The sequence below is a fragment of the Erwinia oleae genome (assembly GCF_000770305.1).
In the GTDB taxonomy this organism is placed as follows: Bacteria; Pseudomonadota; Gammaproteobacteria; order Enterobacterales; family Enterobacteriaceae; genus Erwinia; species Erwinia oleae.
The window spans coordinates 1-17625 of record NZ_JNVB01000030.1; the positions used below are offsets into that span (position 1 = coordinate 1).

A 17625-nucleotide genomic window follows, 5' to 3' on the forward strand; every position below is an offset into this window, starting at 1 on the left:
AATCAGGCACGCAGATTGATGTTAATCGTTTCATGCACGCGGCCAACCGGCACGCGATTCTTCTCAACGCTGTTCTGACGATCCGCCACGTCGAGGATCTCCTGGTTGTTAACCAGTTCGGCCAGAGAAATGTTGTTTAAAAAGTCGCTGATGCGTTCGCTCAGATCGCGCCAGAGGACGTGAGTGAGGCAACGCTCGCCGCCCTGACAGCCCTCTTTGCCCAGACATTTGGTCGCGTCCACCGATTCGTCAACCGCCGTAATCACTGCGCCAACGGCAATAGCGCTCGCATCTTTGCCCAGCAGGTAACCGCCGCCAGGACCGCGTACGCTCGACACCAAACCATTTTTACGCAGACGGGAGAACAGCTGCTCCAGATAAGAGAGGGAGATGCCCTGGCGTTCAGAAATATCAGCCAGCGGCACCGGGCCTTCGTGGGAGTGCAGTGCAACGTCCAGCATAGCGGTAACGGCATAACGGCCTTTGGATGTCAGTCTCATGGCGTAACGACCTCGGTTGTACCCGATAAGGGTTTTAACAAAAAGATGGCGCCAGTCTGACATTCCTGAGTGTTTTGGTCAACTATTTAACCAGGTAAAACACTCAAGTATTTAACTTACTGTTTATTCTCAGAACCTTCCGTTTTACCGGCGGACTTTGCCTGCTGTTTATCCGTTTTTGGCTTCTCCAGCGAGGAGAGCATCCCGCGTAAAATGTTTAATTCGTCGCGTTCAGGACGCGCGCGCGTGTACAAACGACGCAGCTTGCTCATCACCTGGCCGGGGCTGCCTTCGCGAATAAAACCGCTGGACAGCATCATCTGCTCCATGTGCTGATAGAAGCGTTCCAGATCGTCCACCAGCGGATAAGGCGAGGCCTCGTACTGCGGTTCAGGCATTGCCTGAGACTGCAAAAACGCCATGCGTACTTCGTAAGCAATGATCTGCACCGCCATCGCCAAATTCAGCGAGCTGTAGTCAGGATTGGCAGCGATCGCCACATGATAGTGGCACTTTTGCAGTTCGTCGTTAGTCAGGCCGACGCGCTCGCGGCCAAAGACCAGCGCAACCGGTGCCTGCTGGCCCTCTTCAACGCTTTTAATGCCGCACTCGCGCGGGTCAAGCATCGGCCAGGGCAGCGAACGTGAACGCGCGCTGGTGCCAACTACCAGACTACATCCGGCAAGCGCCTCGTCGAGCGTGTCAACAATATGGGCGTCGCCAATGACGTCGCTGGCGCCGGCGGCCAACGCAATTGCCTGCGAGTCGGGTTTAACCAGCGGATTGACCAGATAAAGGTTAGTCAGCCCCATGGTTTTCATCGCGCGCGCGACGGAACCCATGTTGCCGGTGTGGGAGGTTTCCACCAGTACGATTCGGATATTTTGCAGCATAGAAAGTCTGACTCAGGAGATAATTTGCGAATGCTATCATATTTTCAGGACATTTTACGAACCCCCTGCTATAATCCGCGCCGTTTTCCCGTTCTTTAACATCCAGTGAGAGAGACCGATGCATCCGATGCTCAACATCGCCGTGCGCGCTGCGCGCAAGGCCGGTAATGTAATTGCCAAAAACTATGAAACCCCTGACGCCGTTGAAGCCAGCCAGAAAGGCAGCAACGATTTCGTTACCAATGTTGATCGCGAGGCGGAGCGCCAGATTATTGAGGTGATCCGTAAATCTTATCCGAAGCACACCATTATCACTGAAGAGAGTGGTGAACTGCCCGGCGAAGATCAGGATGTGCAATGGGTTATCGATCCGCTGGATGGCACCACCAACTTCATCAAACGTCTTCCTCACTTCGCTGTATCCATCGCCGTGCGTCTGAAGGGCCGCACCGAAGTCGCCGTGGTTTACGATCCTATGCGTAACGAACTGTTCAGCGCAGTGCGCGGCCAGGGCGCACAGCTTAATGGCTATCGCCTGCGCGGCAGCACCGCCCGCGATCTGGACGGCACCATTCTGGCGACCGGTTTCCCGTTCAAAATGAAACAGCACGCCACGCCTTACATCAATATTGTTGGCAAGCTGTTTACCCAGTGCGCTGATTTCCGCCGTACCGGCTCTGCCGCGCTGGATCTGGCTTATGCGGCTGCCGGTCGCGTGGATGGCTATTTTGAGATTGGCCTGAAGCCGTGGGATTTCGCTGCCGGTGAGCTGCTGGTGCGCGAAGCGGGCGGTCTGGTCACCGATTTTACCGGCGGTCACGGCTATCTGACCTCCGGCAATATCGTGGCCGGCAATCCGCGCGTGGTGAAAGCGATGCTGGGCAGCATGCGCGATGAGCTGAGTGAAGCGCTGAAACGCTGACGTTCTGGCCGCACCGTCGCCGGTGCGGCTGATTCAGGGTCAAAACAGTGGGCGGATGCCGCCGGACATCATCGGCGTGGCGCTCAGCCACAGCATAACGCCCGCAACAATCAGCAGCAGGCCGCCGCAAAGCGACAGATACAACACGCCCCTCTTCTGCCTGCCCGGCGCAGAATCTGTCCGGCTCAGCTTCAGCGCCAGCGCACGCGACATCTGCACCAACAGCGCCATCAGCGAAACGGTCAGCGCCGTTCCCAACGCCATCACCAGCGCGGAAAGCACGCCCCATCCGTAAACGCCAATCACTTTGGAAAAAAGCAGCATCATTATGGCGCCTGAACAGGGCCGCAGCCCCATCGACAGAACCACCATAACCTGCGTTTTCAGGCTGACTGCCTGCGCGAGCGCTGCGTCGTCCGGCACGTGCTGATGACCGCAGCCACATCCCGTATGATGCTGATGTTCCACAGGCAACATACGTTTATACACCGGTGGTCGCAGCGTCTGCCGGAGGTTTTTTACCGCGCGCCAGCACACCGACAGCCCAAGCGCTACCACCAGCAGATAGCTGCCTTTTTCCAGCCAGAAGCTGCTGAGATGGAGCTGACGTGACGACAGGCCCAGCGCGCCCAGTAACACCGTCACCAGGCCAATCGCCACCAGGCCCTGAACAACGGCGGCGGCAAGCGTCAGCCGCAGGCTGGTTTTGACGCGTGTGGGATGCGTAGCCAGAAACGTGGCGATCACTACCTTGCCGTGCCCCGGCCCCGCCGCATGCAGCACGCCGTAGATCAGGCTGAACGCCATCAGCGCCAGACCTGCCTGATGCGGTGCGGCGGCAACCTGTTGCAGCAACAGGGTCATCTGCTGGTGCAGCGTTTTTTGCCAGAGCGTGCTTTGCAGCAGCAGGCCCGGCCAGCTCAGCCAGAGCAGCAGCCCGCCGCCGGAAATGATCACGGCCAGCGCCAACAGCGGCCAGACGCGTCGCGTGATGGCAACGGTTGAATTTACCGACACGTCAGCGTGACCGTTTGTGCAAACTGCCGACCAAGATCCATCTCCTCGGGCGGCGCGTCGGCTTTATCGAGCGACAGCGCATACGCCTTCATTGAGGCGTCCGGCGCGGGCGTGTTCAGTGAGAGTTGACACTTACCCGCTAATGACGGCGGCAGATGCAGTGATTTTTCAGAATCGTAGGTCATATCCACAAAATAAGTTGGATCGAAGGTTGAAAATACGTAGCGCTGGCTCGCCAGCGGCTGCGGTTTATCCAGCGGCAGCACGAACGTCAGCGCCGCCTTTGCGCCCTGTCGGGAAAGATGATACTCCGGCGGCAGATTGCCAAATTTCACCGGTTTTCCCTCGTGTCTGAACTCGCTGAAATAGTGTTGACCGAGCACGTTCGCCATCACTTCCGCCGCCAGCTTTTTCCAGATTTCGCTGTCGGGTTTGGCCTTGCCCGCATCATAAAGCAGATCGGCAGAGGTGATTTCATCCATCACCCAGACCATTTTCAGTCCGGTAAGCTGGCTGTCTTTCTCCACCGGCGTCACCTGCATCGCAATAAAGCTGTGAGGATGTGACCAGGCCACCGGGCAGGCCGCAAGGGCGACGGCGAAAAAAGTGATCTTAGCAAAAACGTTATAACGTAACAAATTCAATTCTTTTCCCTTTGTGAATAATTATTCTGTGATCCACCTAAAAACCTGTAAAAAAAAGTGGCACGTTTGCGCTGTCGCAGAATTTTGCAGGCTACGCTTAGCGGTAACTCTTTTTACGGAATGGCAGACGATGAGCTCACCCTCACCCACTTCTTCTGCATTTTCCAGCCCGCAGCGTCACTGCCACCTGATGTTGATGTTTTATCTCCCGGAAACGGTTGTCACCCTGGATTCACTCAGCCAGCTCAACGGTGTCGATCGGTCTGTTACCCGGCAAGATATAGCGAAGGTTGACGCGGAAATCCAGCGCTATCACCGGCTCGGTCTTGTTGAGGATGCCGATGGCAGCTACCGGATGGCCGGTGCGGAGTTGGATCAACGACTGTGCCTGTTTCACTGGCTGAGACGGGCGTTGCGGCTTGCGCCTGATTTCGTACAGGAGCGCTTCACCCCTGCGCTCAGGCGACAGCTTAAAGCACGGCGTGTTAATACCGCGCTTTATGATGAACGCAACCTCAGCGCATTGATCCAGCACTGCGCGCAGGGGCTTTCCCGGGAATTCACCCCGCGTAATCGCCTGTTTCTCCAGCTTTTTATGCAGCATTCTCTTTGCCGGGATGTCTGCGCGACGTTCAGCTCGCCGCAGCGTAGCTGGCTGGTCGGACGGCAGGAGTACCCTGTCGCGGAGAGAGTTATTCGCCACTGGCAAAAACGCTGCGATCCGGCGCCCGACCTCAGCCAGGCCTGGCTTTTTGCGCTGCTGTTCAGCCAGCTCCATGTCCCGTCAATGGCGGCGGCGAAACATGAACACGAGCAGCAGGTGCTGGAGCAGGTCAGGGAAACCATCGCGCGTTTCGAATCGCTTTCAGAGATGCAGTTCAGCGACCGCGAGGGGCTGTGCAGCCAGCTTTATACCCATCTGGCGCAGGCGATGGAGCGCTCGCTGTTCGGTATCGGCATTGATAACAGCCTGACGGAAGAGGTCGCCCGCCTCTACCCGCGCCTGTTGCGAACCACGCAAACGGCGGTGGAAGCGTGCGAACAGCGTTACGGCCTGCGTTTTTCGCAGGAGGAGCTGGCGCTGATTGCCATTATTTTTGGTGCCTGGCTGATGCAGGACAACGTGCTCCAGGAGAAGCAGGTGCTGCTGCTGACCGCGCATGACAAGGCGCTGGAGCAGCAGGTTGAGCAGCAGCTCAGAGAGCTGACGCTGCTACCCCTGACCATTAAATACCTCAGCGTTGGCGATTTTCAGCGTGACAGCGCGCCAAAAGGCACCGCGCTGGTCATCACGCCTTACGCCACGCCGCTGCCGCTCTATTCGCCGCCGCTCATCCATGCCGAGCTTCCTCTCCAGGCGCATCAGCAACAGCGCATCCGGCTGCTGCTGGAGTCCTGATGTGCAAAAAAAAGCCGGGGCGCTGTGGCCCCGGCGAGAGTCGTTGAAGCAAAAAATCAGGCGTAAACCGGGAAGCGAGCGCAAACTTCCAGCACCTGCTTCTTCACGCGCTCAATGGTGCCTTCGTCGTTGATATTGTCGAGAATATCGCTGATCCAGCCGGCAAGTTCACGAACTTCCGCTTCTTTAAAGCCACGACGGGTAACCGCAGGCGAACCAATACGCACTCCGGAGGTGACGAACGGACTTTTTGGATCGTTCGGCACGCTGTTTTTATTAACGGTGATATTGGCACGTCCCAGCGCCGCATCGGCTTCTTTGCCCGTCAGGTTTTTCTCAACCAGATCCAGCAGGAACAGGTGATTGTGCGTACCGCCGGAAACCACGTTATAACCGCGCTCCAGGAATACGTCGACCATCGCCTTGGCATTTTTCGCAACCTGCTGCTGGTAGACTTTAAATTCAGGCTCCATTGCTTCTTTCAGCGCAACGGCTTTACCGGCGATGACGTGCATCAGCGGGCCGCCCTGTCCGCCCGGGAACACCGCAGAGTTGAGTTTCTTGTACAGCTCCTCGTCGCCGCCTTTTGCCAGGATCAGACCGCCGCGCGGACCAGCCAGCGTCTTGTGCGTGGTGGTGGTGACGATGTGCGCGTGCGGCACCGGGTTTGGATAAACGTCTGCGGCAATCAGGCCGGCAACGTGCGCCATATCAACAAACAGCCATGCACCAATGCTGTCGGCGATTTCACGCATTTTTGCCCAGTCGCAGATGCCGGAGTAGGCAGAGAAACCACCGATGATCATTTTTGGCTGGTGCTTCTGCGCCTGCGCGGCCAGATCGTCGTAGTCGATTTTGCCGGTTTCGTCGATGCCATAAGGCACCACGTTGTAGAGCTTACCGGAAAGGTTGACCGGCGAGCCGTGCGTCAGGTGGCCGCCGTGCGCCAGGTTCATACCTAAAATGGTGTCGCCGGGCTTGAGCAGCGCGGTATAGACGGCGAAGTTGGCCTGTGATCCAGAATGTGGCTGTACGTTGGCGTAATCCGCACCGAACAGTGCTTTGGCGCGATCGATAGCAAGCTGTTCCACAATATCGACATATTCGCACCCGCCGTAATAGCGTTTGCCCGGATAGCCTTCCGCGTACTTGTTGGTCAACTGAGAACCCTGAGCCTGCATCACGCGCGGACTGGTATAGTTTTCTGAAGCAATCAGTTCAATGTGCTCTTCCTGACGCACTTTTTCCTGCTCCATTGCCTGCCATAATTCGGCATCATAATCGGCAATATTCATCTCACGCTTTAACATCCGCATCTCCTGAATCAGCTAACTTTAATCGGCGATAAACCGCCCGTCCGGGCAGGGGCACCAGTGTAAACTTTTTTGCCTGTTGAGGGATAGCCTAAAACGCGCTTTTAACGCAAACGATTGCACGCGCCGCTGTAAGGCGTTTTTGTTCATTTCTGGCAGGTAAAAGCATCCGGAAATTTCTTCATTCCCCGGATGAATTTTTCGCGCATTAAAAGGTGACATCGACAAAAAAGCCGTCCTGACAGGACGGCTTTTTCAAATTCAACCAGAGGAGATCAGATCGCTTCTTCGTCTTCTTCACCGGTACGGATACGCACCACGCGGGCAACGTCGTAGACAAAAATTTTACCGTCACCGATTTTGCCGGTTTGCGCCGTGCGCATAATGGTATCCACGCAGGTGTCGACGATATCATCGGCAATGACGATCTCAATTTTTACCTTCGGCAAAAAATCAACCATATACTCCGCGCCGCGATACAGTTCGGTGTGGCCTTTCTGGCGACCGAATCCCTTCACTTCAGTGACGGTCATACCGGTGATACCCACCTCGGCAAGCGCTTCGCGCACGTCATCGAGCTTGAATGGTTTGATTATTGCGTCAATTTTTTTCATGGCAGGCCCTTCCTCCGTCGGAGGCTAAATCCGATCGTCAATTGAGCAGCGGTCATCCCGATCCGCTGCGCTCAGGTGGATAAATTAGCATATCCCGTCAGATAAACCGCACGGAAAATTATGCTTTAAAATCTGATGCATCCAGTTCGTGCCGCGACAGCAGCTTATAAAACTCGGTGCGGTTGCGTCCGGCCAGACGCGCCGCGTGCGTCACGTTGCCTTTGGTCATCTGGAGCAGCTTGCGTAAATAGTTTAACTCAAACTGATTCCTCGCCTCGGCAAAGGTGGGCAAAACGGTATTCTCTCCCGCCAGCGCCTGCTCGATCAGCGCTTCGCCAATCACCGGCGAAGAGGTCAGCGCCACGCACTGTTCAATCACGTTGACCAGTTGACGCACGTTGCCCGGCCAGCTGGCGGTCATCAGCCGTTTCATGGCGTCGGTAGAGAAGCTGCGTACGAAAGGTTTGTGCCGTTCGGCCGAGAGCCTGAGCAGATAGTTTGCCAGCAGCGGAATATCTTCTGAACGCTCGTGCAGGGCGGGAAGCTTCAGGTTCACCACGTTCAGGCGGTAGTAGAGATCTTCACGGAACTCGTTTTTCTCCATCGCTTTCGGCAGGTCGCGGTGCGTGGCGGAAATGATCCGCACGTCAATCTCCAGATCGTGATTGCTGCCCAGCGGACGCACTTTTCGCTCCTGCAAAACGCGCAACAGCTTAACCTGTAGCGCCTGCGGCATATCACCGATCTCATCCAGAAACAGCGTGCCGCCTTCGGCGGTTTGCAGCAGGCCTTCCCGGCTGCTGACCGCGCCGGTAAAAGCGCCTTTCGCATGGCCGAACAGTTCCGACTCCAACAGCTGCTCCGGTAGCGCGCCGCAGTTGATCGCCACAAACGGCTGACCCGCACGCGGGCTGGCGGCATGAATCGCCTTCGCCAACACCTCTTTACCGGTGCCGCTCTGCCCGTTAATCAGCACGCTGACGTCGGACTGGGCAACCATTCGCGCCTGTTCAAGCAGACGGAGCATCAGCGGGCTGCGGGTAACAATATTTTCCCGCCAGCTCTCATCGCTGGCCGGCGCGCGATGCGCCAGCGCCTGGTCGATGGCGCTGTAAAGCGCATCGCGGTCAACCGGCTTGGTCAGAAAGCTGAAAACGCCCTGCTGCGTGGCGGAAACCGCCTCCGGGATTGAACCGTGCGCGGTGAGGATGATAACCGGCATACCCGGCTGCTGCCGCTGGATTTCTCCAAACAGCGCCAGCCCATCCATCTCATCCATACGCAGATCGCTGATCACCAGATCGATCTTGTCGCGCGTCAGCGTTTTCAACGCTTCCGGGCCGCTATGCGCCGTCTGCACGTTAAAACCTTCACTGGCCAGGCGCATGCCGAGCAGCTTCAGCAGGCTGGGATCGTCATCAACCAGCAGTAAATTGGCGGATTTTTTCATCATGGCTGCGTGGCGTCCTGTGTCGCATTTTCCGGTGTGTTGCCGTTCCCTTCCGCTGGAGCGGCGTTATTGTCGCCGTGACCGCTGTCGCTGGCATCCGGCGAGCGGCGCGATGACAGCTGTCGCTCAATATCGGTCAGCGTTTCAAGCTTGCGCCGCGTGAGATCCAGTTCGCGGGTCTGGGCGCGCTGCTGCTGTCGCAGCGCATCCAGTTGCGCATCGCTGCTTTGCTGGAGATGATGATAACGCGTGCGCTCCTCGGAGAGTTGCAGCAGATTAACCTGATTATCGCGCCAGAGCTGGATCAGCGGCCTGATCGATGCCGGATAGTCGCTGATAAACGTATCCAGCCTGAGCAGATATTGTCGGCGCTCTGCCGGCGTGACGTTGCCGTTTGCCAGCAGCACGCCCTGTTTGAGCGCGCCATACCAATGGGTCGCGGGCCAGCGGCGCGCTTCAGCTCTCGCCTCGGCGGGCGACAGCCGCACGGCGCAGTCTATTGCCCGCTGCCAGTACAGACCGCTCTGCATCTCTTTTTCATCGTTGATTTGCCAGATCTGCGGGCATTCGGTTTGCGTGTAGTTCACCATATTGATTTCAGGTTCAACCGCTTTGTGGCTGCCGTGCGCGCCAGGGCCGGGTTTTGTTGTCGTACAGGCCACCAGCATCGTCGACAGGATACCTATCGCCGCCGTGCGCATCGCGGAAAAAATCATTTCTGTGCTCATTATTATTCAGCCCCAGCGATGTCATTAAGTTCAATACGAAAGCAGACGGCGGCCTCGTCGTCGGTCACCAGCCGGAGTTCGCCCTGCAAACGGTGGATACAGTCTTTGGCGATACTCAACCCAAGGCCGCTTCCCTTTACCGCGCCTTTGCGCTGCTGGCTTCCCTGAAAGAAAGGTTCGAAGATCATCGCCTGCTCGGCCGCAGGTACGGGCGTGCCGCTGTTCGCCACGTCGATAATAATCTTACTGTCCATGCGACGGCTGCGGATCCAGACGGTGCCGGACTCACCGCCGTAATGTATTGCATTAGAGTAAAGGTTATCGATAGCCCGCGCCAGTAGCTCAGGTTCGGCGTGACAGACGGTTTCTGCCAGCGAAATCTCTGTTTGCATTGATTTGGCGCGCGCCGTCAGGCTGTGCGTGGCAACAATCGACTCCACCAGTGGCGGCAACCTTACCGGCTCCCGCGCGACCGCGCTGTCGGAGAGCTTGCGGTTGTAGTCCAGAAGTTGCTCAATCAGCCGTTGCAGATGGCGGCTGCTGTCATCAAGGATGTTAACCACCTCAAGCTGATCGGCGGTAAGCGGCCCGACCACTTCGTCCGCCAGCAGCGCGGTGCCTTCACGCATACTGGCCAGCGGCGTTTTCAGTTCGTGCGAAATGTGTCGCAGAAATTCATGGCGCTGCGACTCCAGCCAGGCCAGCCGCTCGCTCAGCCACAGGATGCGCTGTCCGAGCGAACGCAGCTCGCGCGGGCCTCTGGCGGCAAGGTTGTGGCCGGACGGCCTGCCTTCGCCCAGGCGATTGATCATCCGTTCAATGGCGTTCACCGGCCCGATGATCATGCGGGTGAACAGCAGCACCAGCCCAAGGCTGAGCAGAAAGAGGATCAGCGCCTGCCAGCCGAAATACTGGCCGCGGGCGGCGATTTCACGCTGTAGCTGTAAACCGCGCGCAAACGCCACTTCACGCGTCAACTGAACCAGGCGGCCGTTGGCGGAAGAAAAGACGTCCAGCTCACTGCCGGCGGCGGCAACGGGACTGCTGTTTTCGCAGGCGATTTTTGTCAACTGCGACAGCGACTGGCGCAGCGAGGCCTCGACGGCGGCATCGGGCAGTACGCCGTCATGCGCATCCAGCATCTGCGCATATTTCACGCGCTGCGTTTGGTAGAGCCTGGCGAGCATCGGATCGTCCAGCACGCAATACTGCCGGTAGCTACGCTCCAGTTCCAGCGCCGTGCGCGCCATCGCTTCGCTGCGGCGAACGTCGGTCAGCGTGGTGCGATTGGTCTCCGCCGCCCGGTCGCTCAACGCGGAAAGGCTCTCCCAGGCCTGCCAGGCCAGCACCAACAGCGGCAGCAGCACCAGCAAAAAGGCCATCAGCACCAGCTGGCGCAGGGAACGGGGAAACAGACGCCATTTTTTCACGGTTCGCTCTCATCTTTTCTGTTGCAGCAGATGCTAGCCGAGTGAGGAGAGAGAAGGAAGCCCTGTGCTGAAACGAAAAATGGCAGATTCAGAGAATCTGCCATTCGCCCGTGCATCACGGAAAATTAGGTGGTGCCTTACTCAACGTTGCGTCCGATGCTTGATAAAGCCACAGCGTGGACTGTTATCGGTGGGGTGGACGGCAGGCACCGTATTGTGCGTCATTCAAAGTGTTATGAAGCGCTTGTCCGCTTGCGCAGGGCTGTCATAGCGAGGCGAATGAGCCACTGAATATAAGATAGCAATAACTATGCCACATGCACGAAATAATTTTAATTTATTGATATTGTTGATTTTATATTTATATGACGCATTCCATATTAACGGAATATGCCGCCGCAGCGTTAAAGCTGTCGCCTGATGGCAACAGTCAGGCGCGGATTAATTTTTTTGCTGATAAATCAATGTGTTATATGTCTCCGAACAGAGACAGCGGAAAACGCTGCTGTTGCCAGTATGCAACACTGCCTTAAAAAAAGAGCAACCGCGCCGGGTTGCTCTTTCGTTTAACGGCTCATTCAGCCCAGCTGCCGACGCGCATTGCGGAAAATGCGCATCCACGGGCTGTCTTCGCCCCACTCCGCCGGATGCCAGGAATTGCTGACGGTCCGGAACACGCGCTCAGGATGCGGCATCATAATGGTGACCCGGCCGCTCTCGTTAGTAACGGCGGTGATGCCGTTTGGCGAACCGTTCGGGTTCGCGGGATAGTGCTGCGTCACCTTACCGAGGTTATCCACATAGCGCAGCGCCACCAGTCCTTTGTGCTCAAGCGTTGCCAGATGCGTCTCATCGCGCACCTCAACAAAGCCTTCGCCGTGTGAAACGGCAATCGGCATGCGGGAGCCGGTCATGCCAGCCATCAGCAGCGACGGACTGGCCGACACCTCCACCAGACTGAAGCGTGCTTCAAACCGCTCGGACTGATTGCGCACAAAACGCGGCCAGGCCTCGCTACCGGGGATCAGCTCGCGCAGATTCGACATCATCTGGCAGCCGTTACACACGCCAAGCGCCAGCGTCTGCGGGCGATGGAAGAAGGTTTCAAACTCGTCGCGTACGCGACTGTTGAACAGTATCGATTTCGCCCAGCCTTCACCGGCGCCCAGTACGTCACCGTAGGAGAAGCCGCCGCAGGCAACCAGCGTGTGGAAATCCGTCAGATCGCGACGGCCCGCAAGCAGATCGCTCATGTGTACGTCGATAGCGTCAAACCCGGCGCGGTGGAAGGCCGCCGCCATTTCAACATGCGAGTTCACGCCCTGCTCGCGCAGTACGGCAACTTTTGGCCGTGCGCCGGTAGCGATGAACGGTGCCGCCACATCCTCCTCCGGACGGAAGGTCAGCGATACGTTCAGACCCGGATCGGCATCGTTTTTCTTCGCCTCGTGCTCCTGATCGGCGCAAGCCGGGTTGTCGCGCAGGCGCTGCATCTGCCAGGTGGTTTCCGCCCACCAGGTGCGCAGCGTGGTACGGCTTTCGCTGTAAACCGGCGAGTCGCCGGCGGTGATGACAAAGCGATCGCCTGACTGCGCATGGCCCAATACGTGCAGGCAGTCGGCAAGGCCGTTATCGGCAAAGATCTGTTTTACGCGATCGCGATCGGCTTCGGCAATCTGGATAACCGCGCCCAACTCTTCATTGAACAGCGCCGCCAGCGCATCGCTGCCCAGCGCGGCGATATCCACCTCAATGCCGCAGTGGCCTGCGAAGGCCATTTCCGCCAGCGTCACCAGCAGGCCGCCGTCTGAACGGTCGTGGTAAGCCAACAGCTTCTCTTCTGCCACCAGCGTCTGGATTGCCGTGAAGAAGCCCGCAAGCTGCTGCGCATCGTGCACGTCAGCGGTTTTATCGCCCAGTTGACGATAAACCTGCGCCAGCGCCGTGGCGCCCAGCGCGTTCGCCCCGCCGCCCAGATCAACCAGCAACAGCGCATTATCGCCGCCGGTTTTCAGTTCCGGCGTGACGGTGCGGCGCACGTCCTCCACACGGGCAAAGGCAGTGATCACCAGCGACAGCGGCGAGGTCATTTCGCGCTGTTCAATGCCCTGCTGCCAGCGGGTTTTCATCGACATGGAATCCTTGCCCACCGGGATGGTAATGCCCAGCGCCGGACACAGTTCTTCGCCCACGGCTTTCACCGCTTCATACAAACCGGCGTCTTCACCCGGATGCCCGGCTGCCGCCATCCAGTTTGCAGAGAGTTTAATGCGTTTCAGCGAGCCAATCTGCGTGGCGGCGATATTGGTGATCGCCTCGCCTACCGCCAGACGCGCGGAGGCAGCGAAATCAAGCAGCGCCACCGGCGCACGTTCGCCCAGCGCCATCGCCTCGCCGTAGTAGCTGTCGAGGCTGGCGGTGGTCACCGCGCAGTCGGCTACCGGCACCTGCCACGGCCCGACCATCTGATCGCGCGCCACCATGCCGGTTACTGAGCGATCGCCGATGGTGATAAGAAACGTTTTTTCCGCCACCGTCGGCAAATGGAGCACGCGCTTCACCGCGTCCGCCAGGGTAATCTCATCGCGCACCAGCGGTTCGCCCTGCGCCTGTAGCGTGCTGACGTCGCGGGTCATTTTTGGCGTTTTACCCAGCAGCACATCCAGCGGCATATCGATCGGTTTATTGTCGAAATGACTGTCGGCGAGCGAAAGGTGCAGCTCTTCTGTCGCTTCGCCAATCACCGCATAGGGCGCGCGTTCGCGCTGGCAAAGGGCATCAAACTGCGCCAGTTTTGACGGCGCAACGGCCAGTACGTAGCGTTCCTGCGATTCATTACACCAGACTTCCAGCGGGCTCATGCCTGGCTCATCGCTGAGAATATCGCGCAGGTTGAAGCGGCCGCCGCGCTCGCCATCGCTGACCAGCTCCGGCATCGCGTTGGATAAACCGCCCGCGCCCACGTCGTGAATAAACAGGATCGGATTCTCTTCGCCCAGTTGCCAGCAGCGATCGATCACTTCCTGGCAGCGGCGCTCCATTTCAGGGTTGTCGCGCTGTACCGACGCGAAGTCCAGATCGGCATCCGACTGTCCCGATGCCATCGATGAGGCCGCGCCGCCGCCCAGGCCGATATTCATCGCCGGGCCGCCGAGCACGATCAGTTTCGCGCCGATGCTGATTTCACCTTTCTGCACGAGATCGGCGCGAATGTTGCCGATACCGCCTGCCAGCATCACCGGTTTGTGATAGCCGCGCAGTTCAACGCCGTTATGGCTGTTGACCTGTTCTTCATAGGTGCGGAAGTAGCCGGTGAGCGCCGGACGGCCAAATTCGTTGTTAAAGGCGGCGCCGCCAAGCGGCCCGTCGGTCATGATGTCCAGCGCGCTGACGATGCGTGCCGGTTTGCCAAAATCCTCTTCCCACGGCTGTTCAAAGCCGGGAATGCGCAGGTTGGAGACGGAAAAACCCACCAGCCCGGCTTTTGGTTTGGCACCGCGACCGGTTGCGCCTTCATCGCGGATCTCGCCGCCGGAGCCGGTTGCGGCGCCCGGCCACGGTGAAATCGCCGTCGGGTGGTTGTGCGTTTCCACCTTCATCAGAATATGCGCCTGCTCCTGATGGAAATCGTACTGCGCCTTGTCGTCGGCATAAAAGCGCCCAACCTGCGAGCCCTCCATCACCGCCGCGTTGTCTTTGTACGCTGACAACACGTGATCCGGCGTTTTTTCAAAGGTGTTTTTGATCATTTTGAACAGCGACTTCGGCTGCTGTTCACCGTCGATAATCCAGTCGGCGTTAAAAATTTTGTGACGACAGTGCTCCGAGTTCGCCTGGGCAAACATGTAGAGTTCAATGTCATTCGGATTGCGTCCGAGCTTTTGAAACGCGGCCAGCAGATAGTCGATTTCATCGTCGGCCAGCGCCAGCCCGAGCCGCCGGTTGGCCTGCTCCAGCGCGCTGCGGCCTTCGCCCAGCATATCGACGCTTTGCAGCGGCGCGGGTGGGTGATGAGCAAAAAGCTGCGAGGCCTGCTGAAGATCGGTCAGCACGGTTTCCATCATCCGATCGTGCAGCAGCGCCGCGAGCTGCGTCCACTGCGCGTCCGTCAACTGTGGCGCCGTCACGTAAAAGGCCAGGCCGCGCTCAAGGCGCTTCACCTGCGGCAGATCGCAGTTATGCGCAATATCGGTCGCTTTAGATGACCAGGGCGAAATGGTGCCAGGGCGCGGCGTTACCAGCAGCAGACGCCCTTCAGGCGCGTGTCCGGCAAGAGAGGGGCCATATTGGAGCAGCCGCTCAAGGCGCGCTTTTTCATCGGCGCTGAGCGGCGTGCTGACATCGGCGAAATGGACATACTCGGCGTATATATCGCTCACGGAAAGGTGAGCGTCCTGAAAGCGGGCCAGCAGTTTGGTTACACGAAATGCTGACAGAGCGGGCGAACCACGCAGAATTTCCATTATCAGAGATCTCTCTTTTGCGAAGCGCCGGACGACGCTTCTGGGCGCAACGGGGAAAACGGGCGCTATTATAGAGAATCCACACCGGTTACGAAACCGTTTGCGCAGAATTTATCGGGCCTGGAAACTGGCTGAAAAACACGCAATTCCGGATGATTTAAGTTGCAGAGGCGTGTTGAGTTGCGCAAAATGCCCCACGCTCAGGATCAATTAAAGACAATAAATACTGCCGTTACAGACAGAGACCTGCGCGAAATCGAGAGATAACTATTTGAAACGCCTTAAATTTAATTATCTTTTTATCGGGCTTGTCACCGTGCTGCTCGCGCTGGCGCTGTGGCCGTCGATCCCCTGGTATGGCGGATCGCAGGACCAGATAGAACAGATAAAATCGCGGGGAGTTCTGCGCGTGAGTACGCTGACCTCCCCGCTGACTTACTACACCGTCAACAAAGCACCGGCTGGTATGGATTACGAGCTGGCGAAGCGTTTCGCCGATTATTTAGGCGTAAAGCTGGAAATCACCCTGCGTCATAATCTTAACGAGCTGTTTGACGATCTGGAAGACGATAAAGCCGACGTGCTGGCCGCCGGATTGATTTACAACACCGATCGGCTGAGGCGCTTTCGTGCCGGGCCTACTTACTACTCCGTTTCGCAGCAACTGGTCTACAGAATGGGTAAGGCGAGGCCGAAAAACCTGGGCGATTTACGCGGTCGCTTAACGGTTGCCTCCGGCTCCGCTTATCTCTCCACGCTGCGTACGGTGAAACAGAATCAGTATCCCGATCTGGACTGGGCTATCGCCACCGACCAAAGCCCTAACGCGCTGCTTGAAGCCGTTGCCGATGGCAAGCTCGACTACACGGTAGGCGATTCCATCTCCATCGCGCTGCTCCAGCGTATTCATCCGCAGCTGGCGGTGGCGTTCGATATTACCGATGAAGAGCCGGTCACCTGGTACATGCAGCGCGATGAAGATGACAGCCTTTACGCCGCGCTGCTGGATTATTTCAACCAGATGGGCGAACAGGGCGCTATGGCGCGGCTGGATGAAAAGTATCTCGGGCATGTGGGCACCTTCGACTACGTGGACACGCGCACCTTTCTGCGCTCAATTGACAGCATTTTGCCTGGCGTTCAACCGCTGTTCGAGCGCTACGCCACCGCCATCGACTGGCGACTGCTGGCCGCCATCGCTTATCAGGAATCCCACTGGAACCCGCAGGCCACATCGCCTACCGGCGTGCGCGGCATAATGATGCTGACGCGTAATACCGCCGAGAGCCTCAGCGTGCGCGATCGTACCGATCCTGAACAGAGCATTCGCGGCGGCAGCGAATATCTTCGCCGTCTGATGGATAAGGTGCCGCAGACCATACCTGAAGACGAGCGCATCTGGTTTGCGCTGGCCGCCTATAACATGGGGTTTGCGCACATGCTGGACGCGCGCAAATTAACGGAAAAACAGAAGGGAAACCCGGACAGCTGGGCCGACGTCAAACAGCGGCTGCCGATGCTGAGCCAGAGACGTTATTACAGCCAGACCGCCTACGGCTACGCGCGCGGGCAGGAAGCCTATAACTATGTGGAAAACATCCGTATTTATCATCTGAGCCTGGTGGGTTATTTGCAGGATCAGGAGCGCAAGCTGGCGCAAAAAGCGGCGGCGGAAGCCGCTCTGGGCGCGGGTTATCCCACGGTGGAACCGCAGGTAGCGCTGAACTGATGCGCTACATCCCGCGCTGTTGCTGCCGCAGCGCCTTTTTCTCGGCGCGGCGGTGGCGAAAAAAATCGCTCAGCATCGCGGCACACTCTTCCGCCAGCACGCCTTCCGTAAACGCCACCTGGTGATTCATGCCCGGATGCCCTAAAACATCCAGCAGCGATCCCACCGCCCCCGTTTTTTCATCCCGCGCGCCAAACACCAGCCGTCCGATACGACTGTGTACCATCGCACCGGCGCACATCACGCAGGGCTCAAGCGTGACGTAAAGCGTGGTATCCAGCAGACGATAGTTTTCCAGCACCGTGCCCCCCTGGCGCAGCGCCATGATTTCCGCATGGGCGGTAGGATCGTGATGACCTATCGGCCGGTTCCAGCCTTCGCCAATCGCGCGTTCGCCCTGCACCAGCACGGCGCCGACGGGCACTTCGCCCTCTTCCCAGGCACGGCGGGCCAGCATCAGCGCGTGGCGCATCCAGACTTCATCGGTCGCTGTGGTGTTCACCTGAGTCTCCAGCAAAAAAAA

At 58.0% G+C, this 17625-nt stretch carries 14 protein-coding genes; 3 read left to right on the plus strand and 11 right to left on the minus strand.

Annotation, left to right across the window (positions count from 1 at the left end; translation table 11 throughout):
- Positions 1-2 precede the first annotated feature (2 nt).
- Positions 3-500: a Fe-S cluster assembly transcriptional regulator IscR gene (gene iscR, locus GS12_RS11410; RefSeq protein WP_034916386.1), complete on the minus strand. Its 498-nt coding sequence runs from the start codon at positions 498-500 to the stop codon at positions 3-5.
- Between the two features lie 116 nt (positions 501-616).
- Complete coding sequence (gene trmJ, locus GS12_RS11415; protein WP_034947012.1) at positions 617-1393, minus strand: tRNA (cytosine(32)/uridine(32)-2'-O)-methyltransferase TrmJ; 777 nt, start codon at positions 1391-1393, stop codon at positions 617-619.
- A 118-nt stretch (positions 1394-1511) separates the two neighbouring features.
- On the opposite strand from trmJ, the gene suhB reads away from it, so the two are divergent.
- Positions 1512-2315, plus strand: coding sequence for an inositol-1-monophosphatase (suhB, locus tag GS12_RS11420; protein WP_034916390.1), 804 nt, complete (start codon positions 1512-1514; stop codon positions 2313-2315).
- Between the two features lie 39 nt (positions 2316-2354).
- On the opposite strand, the gene GS12_RS11425 is transcribed toward suhB, so the two are convergent.
- Entirely contained in the window at positions 2355-3332 is a 978-nt protein-coding gene (locus GS12_RS11425) for a nickel/cobalt transporter (protein ID WP_034947015.1), read from the minus strand.
- Positions 3323-3943 carry a DUF1007 family protein gene (locus GS12_RS11430; protein ID WP_034919301.1) on the minus strand — a complete coding sequence of 207 codons (621 nt, stop codon included), beginning with the start codon at positions 3941-3943 and terminating at the stop codon, positions 3323-3325. The genes GS12_RS11425 and GS12_RS11430 overlap by 10 nt, the downstream gene beginning before the upstream one ends.
- 163 nt (positions 3944-4106) lie before the next feature.
- Here GS12_RS11430 and csiE point away from each other — a divergent pair, with 163 nt between their 5' ends.
- Positions 4107-5375: a stationary phase inducible protein CsiE gene (gene csiE / locus GS12_RS11435; RefSeq protein ID WP_034947018.1), complete on the plus strand. Its 1269-nt coding sequence runs from the start codon at positions 4107-4109 to the stop codon at positions 5373-5375.
- 56 nt (positions 5376-5431) lie between these two features.
- Here the strand turns inward: csiE and glyA are convergent, their stop codons facing one another.
- The 6 genes from glyA to purL all read right to left on the minus strand — a co-directional run bounded on the left by glyA (position 5432) and on the right by purL (position 15376).
- The gene (glyA, locus tag GS12_RS11440) at positions 5432-6685 is read right to left on the minus strand and encodes a serine hydroxymethyltransferase (RefSeq protein WP_034916395.1); all 1254 of its coding nucleotides are present in this window, start codon (positions 6683-6685) and stop codon (positions 5432-5434) included.
- A 278-nt stretch (positions 6686-6963) separates the two neighbouring features.
- Entirely contained in the window at positions 6964-7302 is a 339-nt protein-coding gene (glnB, locus tag GS12_RS11445; RefSeq protein WP_004159160.1) for a nitrogen regulatory protein P-II, read from the minus strand.
- A gap of 118 nt (positions 7303-7420) precedes the next feature.
- Positions 7421-8755 carry a two-component system response regulator GlrR gene (gene glrR / locus GS12_RS11450; protein ID WP_034916396.1) on the minus strand — a complete coding sequence of 445 codons (1335 nt, stop codon included), beginning with the start codon at positions 8753-8755 and terminating at the stop codon, positions 7421-7423.
- Positions 8752-9480, minus strand: coding sequence for a two-component system QseEF-associated lipoprotein QseG (gene qseG / locus GS12_RS11455; RefSeq protein WP_235421141.1), 729 nt, complete (start codon positions 9478-9480; stop codon positions 8752-8754). Before qseG ends, glrR begins: the two co-directional genes overlap by 4 nt.
- Positions 9481-9482: 2 nt before the next feature.
- Positions 9483-10910 (minus strand): sensor histidine kinase, encoded by a 1428-nt coding sequence (locus GS12_RS11460; protein WP_034947021.1) that lies wholly within the window; start codon positions 10908-10910, stop codon positions 9483-9485.
- A gap of 578 nt (positions 10911-11488) precedes the next feature.
- Positions 11489-15376, minus strand: coding sequence for a phosphoribosylformylglycinamidine synthase (gene purL / locus GS12_RS11465; protein ID WP_034947024.1), 3888 nt, complete (start codon positions 15374-15376; stop codon positions 11489-11491).
- Positions 15377-15644: 268 nt separating this feature from the next.
- Here purL and mltF point away from each other — a divergent pair, with 268 nt between their 5' ends.
- The gene (gene mltF / locus GS12_RS11470) at positions 15645-17102 is read left to right on the plus strand and encodes a membrane-bound lytic murein transglycosylase MltF (protein ID WP_034947027.1); all 1458 of its coding nucleotides are present in this window, start codon (positions 15645-15647) and stop codon (positions 17100-17102) included.
- Between the two features lie 4 nt (positions 17103-17106).
- On the opposite strand, the gene tadA is transcribed toward mltF, so the two are convergent.
- Complete coding sequence (gene tadA / locus GS12_RS11475; RefSeq protein WP_072016879.1) at positions 17107-17604, minus strand: tRNA adenosine(34) deaminase TadA; 498 nt, start codon at positions 17602-17604, stop codon at positions 17107-17109.
- Positions 17605-17625: the final 21 nt, after the last annotated feature.